General features: G+C 60.6%; 18 protein-coding genes. 6 read left to right on the top strand and 12 right to left on the bottom strand.

The window, feature by feature from the left end:
- Positions 1–89: 89 nt before the first annotated feature.
- Positions 90–518: an HIT family protein gene (locus WBQ96_RS23000; protein ID WP_336552615.1), complete on the top strand. Its 429-nt coding sequence runs from the start codon at positions 90–92 to the stop codon at positions 516–518.
- Here WBQ96_RS23000 and WBQ96_RS22995 read toward each other — a convergent pair.
- Both WBQ96_RS22995 and WBQ96_RS22990 read right to left on the bottom strand, forming a co-directional pair.
- Positions 515–862 carry an AzlD domain-containing protein gene (locus tag WBQ96_RS22995; RefSeq protein WP_165114125.1) on the bottom strand — a complete coding sequence of 116 codons (348 nt, stop codon included), beginning with the start codon at positions 860–862 and terminating at the stop codon, positions 515–517. The two genes, WBQ96_RS23000 and WBQ96_RS22995, sit on opposite strands and share 4 nt — an antisense overlap.
- Entirely contained in the window at positions 859–1,617 is a 759-nt protein-coding gene (locus tag WBQ96_RS22990) for an AzlC family ABC transporter permease (RefSeq protein ID WP_336552612.1), read from the bottom strand. Before WBQ96_RS22990 ends, WBQ96_RS22995 begins: the two co-directional genes overlap by 4 nt.
- 281 nt (positions 1,618–1,898) lie before the next feature.
- On the opposite strand from WBQ96_RS22990, the gene WBQ96_RS22985 reads away from it, so the two are divergent.
- The 3 genes from WBQ96_RS22985 (at position 1,899) to WBQ96_RS22975 (ending at position 4,112) form a co-directional block, all read left to right on the top strand.
- The gene (locus tag WBQ96_RS22985) at positions 1,899–2,318 is read left to right on the top strand and encodes a VOC family protein (protein ID WP_336552610.1); all 420 of its coding nucleotides are present in this window, start codon (positions 1,899–1,901) and stop codon (positions 2,316–2,318) included.
- 251 nt (positions 2,319–2,569) lie between these two features.
- A complete protein-coding gene (locus tag WBQ96_RS22980) occupies positions 2,570–3,901 on the top strand; it encodes an ammonium transporter (protein ID WP_336552609.1) in 1,332 nt (443 codons plus the stop codon).
- Positions 3,902–3,938: 37 nt separating this feature from the next.
- On the top strand, positions 3,939–4,112 hold the full coding sequence (locus WBQ96_RS22975) for a hypothetical protein (protein ID WP_165114135.1): 174 nt from the start codon (positions 3,939–3,941) through the stop codon (positions 4,110–4,112).
- 84 nt (positions 4,113–4,196) lie between these two features.
- On the opposite strand, the gene clpA is transcribed toward WBQ96_RS22975, so the two are convergent.
- The 3 genes from clpA to WBQ96_RS22960 all read right to left on the bottom strand — a co-directional run bounded on the left by clpA (position 4,197) and on the right by WBQ96_RS22960 (position 7,613).
- On the bottom strand, positions 4,197–6,674 hold the full coding sequence (clpA, locus tag WBQ96_RS22970; RefSeq protein WP_165114137.1) for an ATP-dependent Clp protease ATP-binding subunit ClpA: 2,478 nt from the start codon (positions 6,672–6,674) through the stop codon (positions 4,197–4,199).
- An 8-nt stretch (positions 6,675–6,682) separates the two neighbouring features.
- On the bottom strand, positions 6,683–7,012 hold the full coding sequence (gene clpS / locus WBQ96_RS22965; RefSeq protein WP_091916871.1) for an ATP-dependent Clp protease adapter ClpS: 330 nt from the start codon (positions 7,010–7,012) through the stop codon (positions 6,683–6,685).
- Between the two features lie 271 nt (positions 7,013–7,283).
- Positions 7,284–7,613 (bottom strand): phasin family protein, encoded by a 330-nt coding sequence (locus WBQ96_RS22960; protein WP_336552608.1) that lies wholly within the window; start codon positions 7,611–7,613, stop codon positions 7,284–7,286.
- Positions 7,614–7,886: 273 nt separating this feature from the next.
- Here WBQ96_RS22960 and WBQ96_RS22955 point away from each other — a divergent pair, with 273 nt between their 5' ends.
- Positions 7,887–9,317, top strand: a complete 1,431-nt coding sequence (locus WBQ96_RS22955) for a D-alanyl-D-alanine carboxypeptidase (protein ID WP_336552607.1) — start codon at positions 7,887–7,889, stop codon at positions 9,315–9,317.
- Positions 9,318–9,348: 31 nt separating this feature from the next.
- Here WBQ96_RS22955 and WBQ96_RS22950 read toward each other — a convergent pair whose 3' ends face one another.
- The 6 genes from WBQ96_RS22950 to WBQ96_RS22925 all read right to left on the bottom strand — a co-directional run bounded on the left by WBQ96_RS22950 (position 9,349) and on the right by WBQ96_RS22925 (position 13,765).
- The gene (locus tag WBQ96_RS22950; RefSeq protein WP_336552606.1) at positions 9,349–10,044 is read right to left on the bottom strand and encodes a DnaJ domain-containing protein; all 696 of its coding nucleotides are present in this window, start codon (positions 10,042–10,044) and stop codon (positions 9,349–9,351) included.
- Positions 10,041–10,775: a VWA domain-containing protein gene (locus WBQ96_RS22945; protein WP_336552605.1), complete on the bottom strand. Its 735-nt coding sequence runs from the start codon at positions 10,773–10,775 to the stop codon at positions 10,041–10,043. The genes WBQ96_RS22950 and WBQ96_RS22945 overlap by 4 nt, the downstream gene beginning before the upstream one ends.
- Before the next feature lie 79 nt (positions 10,776–10,854).
- Positions 10,855–11,466 carry a class I SAM-dependent methyltransferase gene (locus WBQ96_RS22940; protein WP_336552763.1) on the bottom strand — a complete coding sequence of 204 codons (612 nt, stop codon included), beginning with the start codon at positions 11,464–11,466 and terminating at the stop codon, positions 10,855–10,857.
- A gap of 83 nt (positions 11,467–11,549) precedes the next feature.
- On the bottom strand, positions 11,550–11,987 hold the full coding sequence (locus WBQ96_RS22935) for a DUF1489 family protein (protein ID WP_336552762.1): 438 nt from the start codon (positions 11,985–11,987) through the stop codon (positions 11,550–11,552).
- Positions 11,988–12,050: 63 nt separating this feature from the next.
- Entirely contained in the window at positions 12,051–13,451 is a 1,401-nt protein-coding gene (locus WBQ96_RS22930) for an L-serine ammonia-lyase (protein WP_336552604.1), read from the bottom strand.
- 188 nt (positions 13,452–13,639) lie between these two features.
- Positions 13,640–13,765 (bottom strand): hypothetical protein, encoded by a 126-nt coding sequence (locus WBQ96_RS22925; RefSeq protein WP_281353934.1) that lies wholly within the window; start codon positions 13,763–13,765, stop codon positions 13,640–13,642.
- A gap of 300 nt (positions 13,766–14,065) precedes the next feature.
- Between WBQ96_RS22925 and WBQ96_RS22920 the strand changes: the two genes are divergently transcribed.
- A complete protein-coding gene (locus WBQ96_RS22920) occupies positions 14,066–14,818 on the top strand; it encodes a DUF599 domain-containing protein (RefSeq protein WP_336552603.1) in 753 nt (250 codons plus the stop codon).
- Here the strand turns inward: WBQ96_RS22920 and WBQ96_RS22915 are convergent.
- Positions 14,770–15,564, bottom strand: a complete 795-nt coding sequence (locus WBQ96_RS22915; RefSeq protein ID WP_336552602.1) for a YdcF family protein — start codon at positions 15,562–15,564, stop codon at positions 14,770–14,772. The genes WBQ96_RS22920 and WBQ96_RS22915 overlap by 49 nt on opposite strands.
- Between the last annotated feature and the right edge of the window lie 6 nt (positions 15,565–15,570).

Genomic DNA, 15,570 nt, shown 5'->3' with positions numbered 1-15,570 from the left:
GGCAATTTTCCTGCACTCCGTATCGCCGCGTTGATTGCAGGCCCTTCATCAAATGAATATGACCGCTCTAACCGGATCATGAGAGGCAGATGATGGCTTACGACGACAGCAACGTGTTCGCGAAAATCCTGCGTGGCGAACTGCCGTCGCACAAGCTTTACGAGGATGCGGATACATTCGCGCTGATGGACATCATGCCGCGCGGCGACGGCCATTGCCTCGTCATTCCCAAGAAAGCCTCGCGCAACATTTTTGATGTGGAGCCGGATAGTCTCGCCGCCGTGATGCGCACGGTGCAGAAACTGTCGCGCGCGGTGATGAAGGCATTTTCGGCCGACGGCGTGACCGTCCAGCAGTTCAATGAGACTGCGGGCGGCCAGGTGGTGTTTCACCTCCATGTCCACATCCTGCCCCGCTTCGAAGGCGTGGCGCTGAAGCCACATACGGGCTCGATGGAAAAGCCTGAAATTCTGGCTACGAATGCCGAGAAGATACGCGCCGCACTCGCTGACAGCTAAAGCAGGTAAAGCCCGGCCAGGAGAGCGACTTCGCCAGCGATGATGCCAACAAGCACGCGCCGGCCGAGCAGCATATAGGCGGCAAAGCCGATCGCGGCGGCACCGATGCGCAAGCCGACAGGTGTTCCCGCCAACTCTCCGCTGGGAAAGATGATCAGATTGCCGATGACAGCGGCCACCAGCGCCGTGGCGACGGTGCGCACCAGCACCAAAACGTCCGAATCCTCCGAGATGCGGCCACCGAAATAGACGCCGAGGAACCGCCAGGCGTCCGTCGCCAGCCATCCGGCGACGAGGATGAACAGAAACGGCCACCACCAGGCGTCTATCGACCCGAACGTCACCGGGCTGCCCTCTTCCGCGTCATATGGTGGAAGATATAGGCACCGCCGCCGCCGATGAGGCCGGCGAGAAGCAGGTCGAAGCCCGGCCAGATCAAGTGGAAGGCCGGTCCGAGTACCAAACCCAGAACCATCGCGACGTGCCCTGCCCGTTCGCGCGCCGAGCCCCAGAGCGACGTGAGAAAATACATCGGCGTGAGCAGGAAAAGAGCTGCCGAAACTGTCGGCGGCAGGCTGTCAGCAAGCAGGAAGACGACCGCGACTACGATCATGTTGACCAGGACGAGTGTCGGCCCCAATCCGGCATAATAGCTGGTGCGCATCTGGCGTGGGATGCCGCCGAGCCGCTCCATCGCCAGCACCCAGGACGTTACGGCGACGAAATGGGACAGGAAATACAGAAACCATTTCGATGTGCGAGGGCCCTTCAATTCCGGCACGAGCGCCACGACCATCGGCATAAGGCGAACCGAAGACAGCGCCACGGCAAAGGCTGCCGCCGGCAGCGAAGCGCCCGATAGAATGCCGCCGATAAGAACGACATTGGCCGGCAGCGCCCAGACAGTACCTGTCATGAAAACGGTCTGAACCAGCGTCAGTCCCGCTTCCTTTGCCAATCCGGCAAAGCCGATATGAGCGCTGGCGAGGAGCAGGCCGGGAACGGAGAAGGCAGCGCGAACGCCGCGCAGATACCAGACCAGGTGCCCGGCAGTGTCGGCTTCGGAATCTATGGAAATTGCGGTAGCTTCGTCGGACATCGCTTTGCCGCTTAGCACATGCGAAAAGCCGAGGCGACGTGAAATTCGTGGGCCAGAACCTGCCAGCCAACGCCGATCAAGATGGCAGGAGATTACAACAGACACGCCGGCGAAGCTTGAGCCGGCAGATGGCCTGCGCTACGCTGTAGGCGTCGAAAAAGGCGGATCGGTGTGGTTAGCCCGGTCGTTTCCTGCGGGGAACTCTGTCTGGCGCTTGCGCCAAGTCCCATGACGTAGCTCTGTCGCATGGTGCGTCAGCGCAAACGTTAGGGATATGAACAATGCAACAGCAAATCTCCGTACTCACCCTTGGCATCGCCGATCTGGTGCGGTCACGGCGCTTCTATGTCGAAGGTTTCGGCTGGCAGCCGATTTTCCAGAACGAGGACATCGTCTTCTACCAGATGAACGGTTTCGTGCTCGGAACCTGGCTGGAAACCTCGCTTTCCGCGGATATGGGACGCAAGCTGGTCAAGCCGGGCGCCTTCGCCATGGGCCATAATGTTCCAGCCAGAGATGACGTCCAGCCGACAATGGATCTCCTGGTCAAAGCCGGCGGGCGGCTGCTGAAAGCCCCGACCGAGCCGCCGCATGGCGGCTTCACCGGCTATGTCACCGATCCGGACGATCATGCCTGGGAAATCGCGTGGAACCCGGCCTGGGTGGTCAGCCCTTCCGGCTTGGTCACCTTCGGCCTCTGAGCAAAGAACTGCCGGTCGTAGTCAAGCGCGGCCGGCTTTTTCGCGGCGTTCAAGGCTTTTTCCTACAGAGAAAAACATTTGCATTGCCTCTTTTTTCTGCATAGCGTGAAGATGCCCGTTTTCAAAGCAGGGAGAGCTTTGGAGCTGGGATATCCGCAGCATAGCGGACCGCTAGAGGCGGCATAATCAAAGGGAGAAAATTCAGGGAAGGCCGGGAGGTGTCGTCTCAACAACACCGAGGGGTAACAATAATGGAACCGGCAGAACTGCAAACCAAGATAGAGGCGCTGGAGGCGTCTCTGAAGATGGCCACGGCCGTCAATGCGGAGATATTTTACTGGTGGTGCACCGCATTGATGATCGCCATCCATGCGGGTTTTCTCGCTTATGAAATGGGCGCATCCCGCGCCAAGAATGCACTCGCTTCGGGCGTCAAGAACCTCGTCGCCTTCGCATTCCTCGTACCGTTCTTCTATTTCGTCGGGTGGTTCATCTACAACGCTTTTCCGACCGGCCTCACCATATCGGAAGCCGGCGCAAATGCCCTGCCCTGGGCGCAGGCAATGGGGCCGAACCTCGGCGACAACGCTTCCGGCATCTTCTGGGCCGCGTTCACGCTCTTTGCGGCAACCACCGCATCGATCATGTCAGGTTCGGTCATCGAGCGTATCCGCATTTCCGGCTTTGCCATCCTCGCTATCGTGCTCGGCTCTATGGTGTGGGTTCTCGGCGCGTCGTGGGGATGGCATCCCAACGGCTGGCTGACCACGAGTTGGGGTCTTCACGACATCGGAGCCGCAGGCTGCGTCCACATGGTCGCCGGCTTCTTCACGCTCGGCGTGCTGATCAATCTCGGGCCGCGCATCGGCCGCTTCAATGCGGATGGCAGCGTCAACGAGATCAACGGACATAATATGCCGATGTCGCTGATCGGCCTGATGCTGATTGTCATGGGCTTCTTCGGCTTCCTCGGCGGCTGCATCATCTACACCGGCGACACCTGGATGACGATCTACAACACGCCGACCACGCTTTCGGCCTTCGCCTTCAACACGCTGATGGGCGTCGCCGGCGGCATGCTTGGCTGCTATCTCGTCACCCGCGATCCGTTCTGGATGATGTCGGGTGCACTGGTCGGCGTTATCTCGTCTGCGCCGGGCCTTGATGTCTATTACCCGCCGCTCGCCTTCATGATCAGCTTTGCCGGCGGCTGCGTCGTCCCGAAGCTTAACCAATTGCTGCTCACCAAGTTCAAGATCGACGATGCAGTCGGCGCAGTCGCCGTTCACGGCTTCGGCGGTGTTTGGGGCCTGGTGGCTTGCGGCATTTTCGCGTCGGGATATCCGAACGTGGAAGGACCGGCGATCTCGTTCCTTGGTCAGGTTCAGAGCATGCTGGTGTTCGCCGTCCTCGGCTTCCTGCCGGGCTACGTGCTTTCCTATGTGCTCAAGATGTTCGGCCTGCTGCGCAGCAGCGAAGCCGCAGAACTGGCCGGTCTCGACCTCGCCGAAGTTCCGGTAAAGGCCTATCCTGAATCACGCATCCCCGCCTTCGGCGACGGCGCACTCAGCCCCGCCGAATAATGAACGCAATCAAAGATATAAGCGGAGACGTTTCATCATGAACAGCGCACCGATCACCGCCTGGGAAGGCGCGGAGGCTTATTTCACCTTCGCCGACAAACCGGCCCTGCTGGCCATCTTCTGTCTCGCGGCCATTGCTGCCTGCGTCTACACCATCGTCAGCATGGTCAAGCACGAGAACGCCAGTTCCAGGAAACTGAACGGCAAATAAGACGGCTCTATCGTCCGCCAAAAAGAAACCCGCCGGCTTTTCGCCGGCGGGTTTTTCGTCTCTGGGTTCAGATGCCTTGGCCGGTCAGCCCTTGCGTGGAAGCTGCGGTACCAGGCTGCGCTTCGTTCCGTCCTTGCCCTTCGGCGGAGACTTCGGCTTCGCCGTTGCCACAGGCTTCTTCGCAACCGCCTTCTTTGCGGCCGGCTTCTTTGCCGGAAGCTTCTTCGGTTCTTCCTTCTTCGGCTTGACCGGCAGTTCATCGGCAAGCGTTTCGAGCTTCAGGCCGGTCTCGCCGGTTTCCTTCTTCTCGACGGTCACACGGACGGTGCCGCCCTTCTTGAGCTTGCCGAACAGAACCTCGTCAGCCAGCGGCTTCTTGATGTGCTCCTGGATGACGCGGCCGAGCGGCCGGGCCCCCATGCGCTCGTCATAGCCCTTCTCGGCAAGCCAGGCGATGGCGTCCGGCGACAGGTCGAAGGTCACGCCACGTTCTGAAAGCTGGGCTTCCAGCTGCATGACGAACTTCTCGACCACCTTGTGCACGACCGGAACCGGCAGCGTACCGAACGGGATGATCGCGTCGAGACGGTTGCGGAATTCCGGCGTGAAAAGCCGGTTGATCGCCTCGACATCGTCGCCTTCGCGCTTGGTCGATCCAAACCCGATCGCCGCGCGCTGCGCATCCGATGCGCCCGCATTGGTGGTCATGATCAGGATGACATTGCGGAAGTCGATCTGCTTGCCATTGTGGTCGGTCAGCTTGCCGTGATCCATGACCTGCAACAGGATGTTGAACAGATCCGGATGCGCCTTTTCGACCTCATCGAGCAGCAGCACGCAATGCGGATGCTGGTCGACGCCGTCGGTCAGCAGGCCACCCTGGTCGAAGCCGACATAGCCGGGAGGCGCGCCGATCAGCCGCGAGACTGTGTGACGCTCCATATATTCCGACATGTCGAAGCGGATCAACTCGACGCCGAGCGACAGTGCCAACTGCCGCGCGACTTCGGTCTTACCGACGCCGGTCGGGCCTGAGAACAGGTAGGAGCCGATCGGCTTTTCCGGTTCGCGCAGGCCGGCACGTGCGAGCTTGATCGCCGACGACAGTGCGGTGATCGCCGTATCCTGGCCGTAGACGACACGCCGCAGCTCGGTCTCGAGACCGGCCAGAACCTGCTCGTCGTCGGCAGAAACGGTTTTCGGCGGAATGCGGGCCATCGTCGCGATGGTTGCTTCGATTTCCTTGATGCCGATCGTCTTCTTGCGCTTGCCTTCCGGCAAAAGCATCTGCGAGGCGCCGGTCTCGTCGATCACGTCGATCGCCTTGTCCGGCAGCTTGCGGTCGTTGATGTAGCGCGCCGAGAGTTCCACCGCAGCCTTTATGGCTTCGTTGGTGAACTTCACCTTGTGGAAGTCCTCATAATAGGGCTTCAGGCCCTTCATGATCTCGATCGCATCGTCGACGGTCGGCTCGTTCACGTCGATCTTCTGGAAGCGCCGCACCAGGGCACGGTCCTTCTCGAAGAACTGGCGGAATTCCTTGTAGGTGGTCGAACCGATGCAGCGTATCGCACCGGAAGACAGCGCCGGCTTGAGCAGGTTCGACGCATCCATCGCACCGCCCGAGGTGGCACCGGCGCCGATCACCGTATGGATCTCGTCGATGAACAGGACCGCACCCGGATACTCTTCGAGCTCCTTGACGACCTGTTTCAGACGCTCCTCGAAATCGCCGCGATAGCGGGTGCCTGCAAGCAGGGTACCCATGTCGAGTGCAAAGATCGTGGCGTCAGCGAGCACCGACGGTACATCGCCCTCGACAATACGCTTGGCCAATCCTTCGGCGATCGCCGTCTTGCCGACGCCGGGATCGCCGACATAGAGCGGGTTGTTCTTCGAGCGGCGGCACAGCACCTGGATGGTGCGGTTGATCTCGGATTCACGGCCGATCAGCGGGTCGATCTTGCCGGCCCGCGCCTTCTTGTTGAGATCGACGCAGTAGGCGGTAAGCGCGTCCTGCTGCTTCTTCTTGCCGCCCTCCTCCTGGGCGTCGCCGCCACCGGAGGAACCGCCGGACTGATCGTCCTCGGCACCGCGAGGCGTCCTGCTTTCGCTGGCGCCCGGCCGCTTGGCAATGCCATGCGAGATGTAGTTGACCGCGTCGTAGCGGGTCATCTGCTGTTCCTGCAGGAAGTAGGCAGCGTGGCTCTCGCGCTCGGCAAAGATAGCCACGAGCACGTTGGCACCCGAAACCTCGTCGCGGCCCGAAGACTGGACGTGGATAACCGCGCGCTGGATGACGCGCTGGAATCCGGCGGTCGGCTTTGAGTCCTCGTCGTAACCGGTGACCAGATTATCGAGTTCGGTATCGATATAGGTGAGCACCGTGTGCTTCAGATCGTCGAGATCGACGTTGCAGGCACGCATGACGGCGGCCGCTTCGGCGTCGTCGATCAGCGCCAGCAGCAGATGCTCAAGGGTTGCATATTCATGGTGGCGCTCATTGGCGAGTGTCAACGCCTGGTGCAGCGCCTTTTCCAGGCCTTGGGAGAAAGCCGGCATTCAGTACCTCATTTCTTCTCCATCACGCATTGCAGCGGATGTTGATTCTGACGGGCAAAATCCATGACCTGGGACACTTTGGTCTCGGCCACTTCAAATGTATAGACCCCGCATTCGCCGACGCCATGATTGTGAACATGCAGCATGATGCGGGTAGCGGCTTCGCGATCCTTCTGGAAAAACCGTTCCAGAATATGGATGACGAATTCCATCGGCGTGTAGTCGTCGTTGAGGATCAGAACCCGATAAAGGCTGGGCTTCTTTGTCTTGGTCTTCGTGCGCGTGATTACGGCTGTGCCGCGGCCGGGGCCATTGCCCCCGTCCTGGCCATTCTGCATATGCGCCACTCGCTTGGTCGTGGCATCCCCGCCGTTCGTCACTTGCACCATGCCTTTCGCGGGATCCTCACCCGAAACTCGAATGTAGGTAGTCGACACCAGATTTTAAGCCCTTCTTTCTTGGTGACAATATGCTTGCTCGTTTCAGGAGCGACGATTTCAGTCAATCGTGATCGGATAACGGGCAAGAAGAACGAAAAAACCCGGCTGCGCAAGGCAACCGGGTTTATGGCAGAGCGGTGAGCTCCGCGAATAGGTCAATCGCGAAAAATTACTTCGCCTTGGCAATGATCGATTCGAAAGGCTTGTAAGCCTCCTTGGCGAGGTCGGCATAGAGCTCCTGGAGCTTGGTAGCCTCGGCAACGAAGCCCTCATAGGCCTGCTTGGCGTAGTCGGTCTGGATTTCGAGGGCCTTTTCCAACGAACCCGACGAGATCACTTTTTCAAACGCAGCAGAACCGCTTTCGAACGACTTCTTGGAGTATTCGCCCGCTTCGGCGGCGATCGCCTGGGCGCTCTTGGAGACGGACGCAAAGCTCTTCAGGCTGTTGTCCATGAATTCCTTGCCGAATTTGCTCGTGTCTTCAAACGACTGCATCATCTGCGCATTCCCTTTCGTTGTCGGTTGGTCTGGCGCTTTTTTGTGCGATGCCGCTAATTTATTGTGCGATGCACAAAAAGTCAATCGGAGATGCCCTCAAGGCAGGCAATTCGCAGCAGCGGCGAAAGATAAATTTATCCTAAATCCAAAACAAAATGGTGAACGTTACGGTTACCATAAACGGATTGGTAACGCTGTGACCCTACTGTGACCCGAAAGTGAGGCAGGAGCCTTTGCCGCCTCGGGTGCAACAAAAATCCAAAGGGTGTAACAGTGCGTCAAGCGTTTGCAGGCATTGCTCTCCAAAAAGTATTCTCCGCAAAATCCGCAATCGCAGCCTTTCTCGCCATTACGATGTGCGTGGCGGCAGTTGGTTCGGCATCGGCGAATGCGAAATATGCTGCGATCGTCGTCGACGCCAATACCGGCAAGACGCTGTTCTCGGCGAACTCGGAATCGCGACGTTTTCCGGCATCGCTGACCAAGATGATGACGCTGTACCTGACCTTCGAAGCGCTCTCGCGCGGCAAGATCAACAAGGACACCCGCGTCCCCTTCTCCGCCCAGGCGTCCGCGCAGCCGCCGACGAAGATCGGCGTGAAAGCGGGCGGTTCGGTCACTGTCGAAACCGCGATCTACGCGCTCGTCACCAAGTCGGCCAATGACGCAGCCACAGCACTTGCCGAGCTTCTCGGCGGCTCGCAGGACAATTTCGCGCGCATCATGACCGCCAAGGCGCGCAGCCTCGGCATGAACAGCACTGTTTTCCGCAATGCCAACGGCCTGCCAAACTCGGCGCAGTTCACCACCGCCCGCGACATGGCCATGCTCGGCATCGCGCTGAAGGAGCACTACCCGCAGTATTATGGCTATTTCTCCACCCGCTCCTTCACGTATGGCCGGCAGCGCATGCCGAACCACAATCGTCTTCTCGGCCGCATCAAGGGCGTGGACGGCATCAAGACCGGCTATACCAATGCTTCCGGCTTCAATCTCGTCTCGTCGGTTTCCGACGGCAATCGCCGCATCGTCGCGGTCGTTATGGGCGGCGCCAGCGGTGCTGCTCGCGACAACCATATGGCCGACCTGATCAAGAAGTACCTGCCCCAGGCTTCCAACGGCGGCAAGGGCGGCCCTTTGATTGCCAGCGCCACCACCTCGCCGATCGGTGCGATCGCCAAGGTGCTGCTGCCCAAGCATGACGCGCCGACCCCGGATACGCGCCCGGGTGCCGATATCGTGGTTGCTGCCGATGAAGCGCCTGCCGTCGTCAAGCGCAAGGTTGCGCGCACGCCGGAAACGGTCGCTGCCCCTGTCATGCAGGCCTATGCCGATCCGGCGCCAAGGCCGCAGGCTGAGGTCGAAGAGGTTGCTGAGCAGCGTACCGCTGCAGTCGATCAGGCTGTTGCCATCCAGCAGGAAGTCGATCCGGCCCATACCGCATCTGTCGGCCCGTCAGGCTGGGCGATCCAGGTTGCTTCGTCGCCGAGCCGCGAAGAAGCCCAGGCATTCCTTTCCAAGGCCAGCCAGCAGGCGCCCAAGCTTCTTTCCGACGCTGCAGCCTTCACCGTGCAGTTCGAAAAAGGCGGCGTGACCTACCATCGCGCACGCTTCGGCGGCTTCGGCACCAAGACCGCCGCGTGGGACGCCTGCGCTGCACTGAAGAAGAAGAAAATCGCCTGCTACGCAATTCAGAACAACTGAAACACTCCGGGTTGTTTCGTGTCGAAGGAGACTAATGGTGATTGGTGAGCAAGACGTCCTTGGCTTCGTTGATCCGCGCCGCCAGGAAAGACGTGCCTCCGAGATCGGGGTGCAGGCGCTGCATCAGGCGGCGGTGCGCCTTGCGGATATCCGCCGCGGTGGCCCCCGTTTCAAGACCAAGGATCTTGTAGGCCTCCTCCTTAGTCATGGCGCCAGAACCTGGCGCAACACCATGCCCGTCGCTACCGTGCGCATCCGCGTCTTCGCGCCAGACGGGAAACCGGCCATCAAGATAAGTCTCTAGCAGCTGACGGCTCTCCTGGTCACCGGAGAGGTCTGCGTAGAGCTCCTTGAGCTCTTTCAGCGACATGGCGCTGAGCATCTTCTGCTCGTGCCGGCCGGCAAGCACCATGCCTTCCAGCACGCCGCTGTCGTGATCGAGTTCCATCTCCAGCGCCGCTGTACGCACCGTCGAGCGTTTTCCAGGCGTCTTTTTCTTCGCAGCGCGCATGCGTCCTGCAGAGTACCAGGCGAAAGCTGCCGATAGCAGCATGCCACCAAATCCCGCTCGGCCGACGAGCAGAAACACGACACCCACAAGCCCGACGGCGATAGGACCGGCGAGCGTTGCCGTTCTGGCAAGGCTGGCGGGCTCAGCGCGCAGAAATACCGTCCCGGCCACCAGCAGCAGCATCGCAAGGCTCAGAATTCCAAGCAGAAGGCTCATCCGGACCTGCCGCGCAGATGTTCGATCATAAGGCGATCCTCCTCGCGTCCACGCACTTCAAGGGCCTTGAGGCCACCCGTAGCGAAGACCGCGATCGCTGAAAGCAGTTTCGCCAGCATTGCCGGCGCGTTACGGTCGAAGCGGAACCAGGCGCCTTTCGACAGCCGCGCGATTTCCTTGAAGGCCGCTTCGGCAAGATGGTCCTTGCCTTCCTGAAAGACGAAGACGGGAACCCCGTGCAGGCCGAGATTTCCCGCCTTCACCGAAAGATCGTCCACGTCCTCCTCCATCGCATCGCCGATATAGACGAGCGCGCCAACTTTGGAGCGCCCGACTTCCCTAAGTGCATGTGAAAGAACCTTGCCGATCTGGGTATGGCCGCCCTGACAGGAGATCCGCATCATCAAACGCTTCAGCGACGCCGTATCAGCCACGAATTGCGAGGAACGGCATTCGCCGAGACCGCGAAAATATACGAGCTGGACATTGAGCGAACCGGCATGCTGCACGGCGTCGAACATTTCAGCCTGCAGCGAACAGGCGAGATCCCATGTCGGCTGCCGGCTCATCGTCGCATCCAGCGCCAGAATGAGGCGGCCAGAACTCGATCCCTTCGCCTGGCCCAGCGCTCGTGCCTGCCGCACGAAAGCCTCGACGTCCCCTGCGCTCGAATGCTTTTCAGGCGGCGAGGCACGATTGGCGATGGATGCAGGCGGCTTCTTTTCAGTCATGAAAGGAAGATGTGGCGGGATGGCGCTGCTTGCAAGCCGGGTTAGCGCATCATGGGTAAAAACGGCTTGATGCACGGCTTCATGGCTCGAGAGCAAAAACGGCGCTGGGGCGTATGTCAGCGTCCCGGCCTACCCCGAAATCAGGCACCCGATATTCGGCTAGCTGCCGCAGCCGAGAACGAGGCAGATATGCCCGCCCCGGATCACCGATCAGGACATCGATACCGGTATCGAGGCATCGGTCGAGAAAGGCCATGACGCGCTCCGCGAGTTGGCTTTTGTAAAAGAGGTCGCCAACGGCCACGATATCCACCAAGGGCGGCGGGCCAGACGTGAGATCGCTTCCAATTGCCGTGATCGAGACACCGTTTTCAGCGGCGTTCAGGCCGATTGCGGCAACGCCGTTGCGGTCGATTTCGGAAGCGATCACCTCGCCTGCACCGGCTTTCATCGCCGCAATGCCAACCAGCCCGGAGCCCGCCCCAAGGTCGAGCACCCGCCGGCCTGTCACCGTTTCCGGTCGATCAAGGAAATACCGCGCCAACACCAATCCGCCCGCCCAGGGATAGGCCCAGTAAGGGGGTAAAGGGTCTGCATCCCCTTCAGCTTCGGTCAGGCGCCGCAACCCGCTGCCCGGATGCGCCGTGTAAAGCCTGATCTCCGGCACGAAAGGCACTGCGATGACATGCATGTGCGCGCGGATGAAGCTTGCTGCAGCGTGGTCAGCCGGTTTGGCGATTGCACCCGGCGCTTTGGAATTATCGGCGGGTGAACTCAAAGCAGTCCGAGGTCGGCCAGTTCGCGGCGCAGTTTTGGCGGCATTTCCACCAGGCCGGAATTGCCGGAGCCAAGATCGGCCGGGGCATCCGGCGCCTTGAGATAGCGCCAGCCCTGAAAGGCCCGGCGCGGCTGCCAGTCGGTGCGGATAACAACCGGGTCGAGCACCAGATGGCAGCGCGAAATGCCCTCTTCGTCGGTGAAGGGTCGGATTTCCAGAAGCCGCTGGCGGCACTGCACGTTGCTCTTGATGACCCAATAGAGCGAACCGCCGTCAATGAGCTCCGCGCCGCGCGTCGGCATCATGCGGGTCGTGTGATACTGCTCGACCGGTTCGCCATTGCGGCGGCGTTCGTCCAGCCGGAAGGCGATCCACTCTTCCAGATCCTCGACGCTGTCGCAGCCGACGCAGAGTTTTATGAGGTTCAGGGCCATGGCCAATGGTTTAGCGCCGGCATCGGCGTCGTCAATTCAAATCACCGTTCTCCACAGGCCGGCTCAGCACTCCACGACGTTTACTGCAAGGCCGCCCAGGCTGGTTTCCTTGTAGCGCTCGTTCATGTCCATGCCGGTCTGGCGCATGGTTTCGATGGCCGCGTCGAGCGGCACGAAATGCTTTCCGTCGCCCTTGATGGCCAGCGAGGCGGCCGTCACCGCCTTCACCGCTCCCAGCGCGTTGCGTTCGATGCACGGCACCTGCACGAGCCCACCGACGGGATCGCAGGTCATGCCGAGATGATGTTCAAGCGCGATCTCGGCGGCATTTTCCACCTGTTCCGGCGTGCCGCCCATGACGGCGCAAAGCCCGGCGGCGGCCATTGCCGAAGCCGAACCGACCTCGCCCTGGCACCCGACTTCCGCGCCTGAAATCGAGGCGTTGGTCTTGATGATGCCACCGACGGCGGCAGCCGTCAGCAGAAAATCGCGAATGCCAGCCTGATCGGCCTCGGGATGGAAATGCAGCCAGTAGCGCAGCACCGCAGGCAGCGTACCGGCAGCGCCATTGGTCGGCGCTGTAACGACGCGGCCGCCGGCAGCGTTCTCCTCGTTGACGGCCATGGCGTAGATCGACAGCCAATCATTGGCCAGAAGCGGGTTCGGGCGGTTCTGACGCCATTCTTCCTGCAATTTGTCATGAAGCTGGCGGGCACGGCGGCGCACCTTCAACCCGCCCGGCATGATGCCGTCCTGCGACAGGCCGCGCTCGATGCAGCTTTTCATGGCGCCCCAGATGGCATCCAGGCCGGAGTCGAGTTCGTCGCGCGACTGGCGCGTCTCCTCGTTGACGCGCTTCATCTCGGCAATCGACAACCCGCTCTTGCCCGCCATGGCCAGCATTTCGACGGCATTCTTGAACGGATACGGCACCTTCGGGCCGGTCGACGTGTCGCCGCGCGATTTCAGGCGCTGAAGCTCTTCCTCGGAAACCACGAAGCCGCCGCCGATCGAATAGTAGATGCGTTTCAGCAGCAGCCGGTCGTCGGCATCGTAGGCGTAAAAGGCCATGCCGTTGGCGTGGCCGAGCAGAGGCGTCTTCTTGTCCATCACAAGATCGCTCGCCGGATCGAAGCGATAGGATGGGTGGCCGGGAGGGGCTACGCGCTTCTCCGCTGTGATTTTCTCGATGATCGCATCGGAAAGGTCAGGGTCTACGGTCGTGGGTATCTGGCCGGCAAGGCCAAGGATGACGGCGCGGTCGGTGCCATGGCCGACGCCGGTGTAGGCAAGCGAGCCGTGCAGGCTGGCAGCGACGCGATCGACCTTCGCACCCGCCGGGCGCGGCCAGTCATCACCCAGCATTTCCGCCAGGAAGCGGGCTGCAGCCGTCATGGGGCCCATCGTGTGCGAACTGGACGGACCGATGCCGATCTTGAAGAGGTCGAATACCGACAGGAACACGAGCGGTTGGTCTCCACGGACTGCAAGGCGCGGGCTGCGCTTGTCTCATCTATATATGGATGTTTGGGCGCTTTTGTCAGGCAAAGCTTGGCGCTTCCCGACTTCGATTGCTTCGCCAACGACACCCTCAAAACAAAAGAGACGCGGAAAACCGCGCCTCTTTCAAATTTCGATGCTGTCTGCCGGGGTCAGCTTGCGACCGCTGCCGCCGCTTCGGCCCCGCTGACCAGCCAGAAAAGTACGATGATGCCTGCAATGCCGATCACTGCCTTGGCCGTGAGGCCCCAGCAGGATTTCTGAACGCTGTCGTCCATGATGTCTTTTTCTATCCTGTGAAATCTTGCGAGAACGGCTTTCCCGCCGCTTTTCTCCCACCCCGCAGTGGGATGGCTGGATACGCCTTTGCGCGGCTGTTCGCAACTGCAAAAAAGGCAGAAGCAAGGCGGATTTCGCATATCTGCCATGCGCCGGCCATCCGCATTTTAATAAAATCAACGATTTATCCGGCTCTTCGCATAAACACTTTCGCAAGCTGTGTGACGGGATTGTGTCGCAGTCGTCATCTTGAGCGAAGTGCTTTTCGCGGCATCACGCGGCCGTGATATGTTCGCAAAATGCTCGATTCTCTTCATCTGACGGCAGCCGATCTCGCCGCACTGGTCTTCTTCCTGGTTGCCTGGGTGGTGCACACGCTTGCCGCCGATGGCAAGCTGGTCAGTCGCGTTTCGCTGAGCAGGGCAATGAATGCCCAGCGCGAAGCCTGGATGCAGACGATGGCGCGGCGCGAATTGCGCATGATCGACACGAGCATCATGGTCGGGCTCCAGCAGGGAACCGCGTTTTTCGCCTCGAGCTCGCTCATTGCAGTCGGTGGCTGCTTCGCCTTGCTCGGCGCGTCAGATCATGTGCTGACGGTTCTGTCGGACTTGCCCTTTGCCAGTGCTCCGTCGCGGCCGATCTTCGAGATCAAGGTGCTCGGGCTGATCGTCATCCTGGCCTATTCGTTCTTCAAATTCGGCTGGTCTTACAGGCTGTTCAACTACTGCTCGATCCTGATCGGAGCGGTGCCCATGATCAGGGATGGTCATGCCAACGAAATCGAGATGGAAACCGCGATCCGCCGCGCTGCGCGCATGAACATACTGGCCGGGAAGCACTTCAACGCTGGTCTGCGCGGCATCTTCTTCTCGATCGGCTATCTCGGCTGGTTCGTTGACCCGATCGTGTTCGCGCTGACGACGGTGATCCTGTTCGCCGTGCTTTTGCGCCGCCAGTTCTTTTCAGCGGCAAGAGAGGCCGTCATGGTCGAAGCGCAGGATTACGCCGGGCCGGGAAACGGTGAGTCGATCCGCCCCGAGAGCCAATAGGCGAAAAGCCCGATCCATTCGCGGATCGCCATCGTCGTGTTCTGAAGCGAAGCCTGCGGGTTGTCGCGGAAGAAGCCGACGCCCTCCTCGCCCGAGGTGCGATAATCCACCGGCCAGGGCAGGACCGAAAAGTCGGCTTTGCGAAACAGTGCCATCGAGCGCGGCATGTGGAAGGCGGAGGTGACCAGAAGCCATGTCTCGCCGGGCTTGGGCGTCACCAGCCGCTTGGTGAAAACCGCATTTTCGTAAGTGTTGCGCGACTGGTTTTCGAGCACCATGCGTTCGGGTGCGACGCCGAGCGCAGAAAGCAGCCGGGGTGCCGTATCGGCATCGCCCTCGCCTTCGAGCACCAACGTGCCGACGCCACCGGAGATCACGATCTTCGCATCCGGAAAACGTCGCGCCAGCACTGCCGCCTCAACGAAACGATCGCCGGCGCTGTTCATCTCATAGCCGCCGCGCGCCAGATTGATCGCGCCTTCAAGCCCACCGCCCAGCACGACGATGCCATCGACCTTTTCCGGCAATGTCGGACGCTGAAAACGCTCTTCCAATGGATTCATCAGCATTGCGCCGAGCGACGTCCAAGTCGCCAATCCTAGGATCAGGAACGCGCTGACGCAGCCGGCGACCGACAAGCGCCGCCAGCCGAGAAACAGGCCGACCACGCCGGCCAGAAGCAGGAAGATCGCAAGGTTCAGCGGCTGGATGAAGAACCAGAAGACTTTGGAGACTACAAAGAACATCCCGTC

The sequence above is a fragment of the Mesorhizobium sp. CCNWLY176 genome (assembly GCF_037153935.1).
Classification (GTDB): domain Bacteria; phylum Pseudomonadota; class Alphaproteobacteria; order Rhizobiales; family Rhizobiaceae; genus Mesorhizobium_M; species Mesorhizobium_M zhangyense.
Note: the sequence above shows the minus strand (reverse complement) of the source record. Positions and strands in the feature narration are given on the sequence as shown.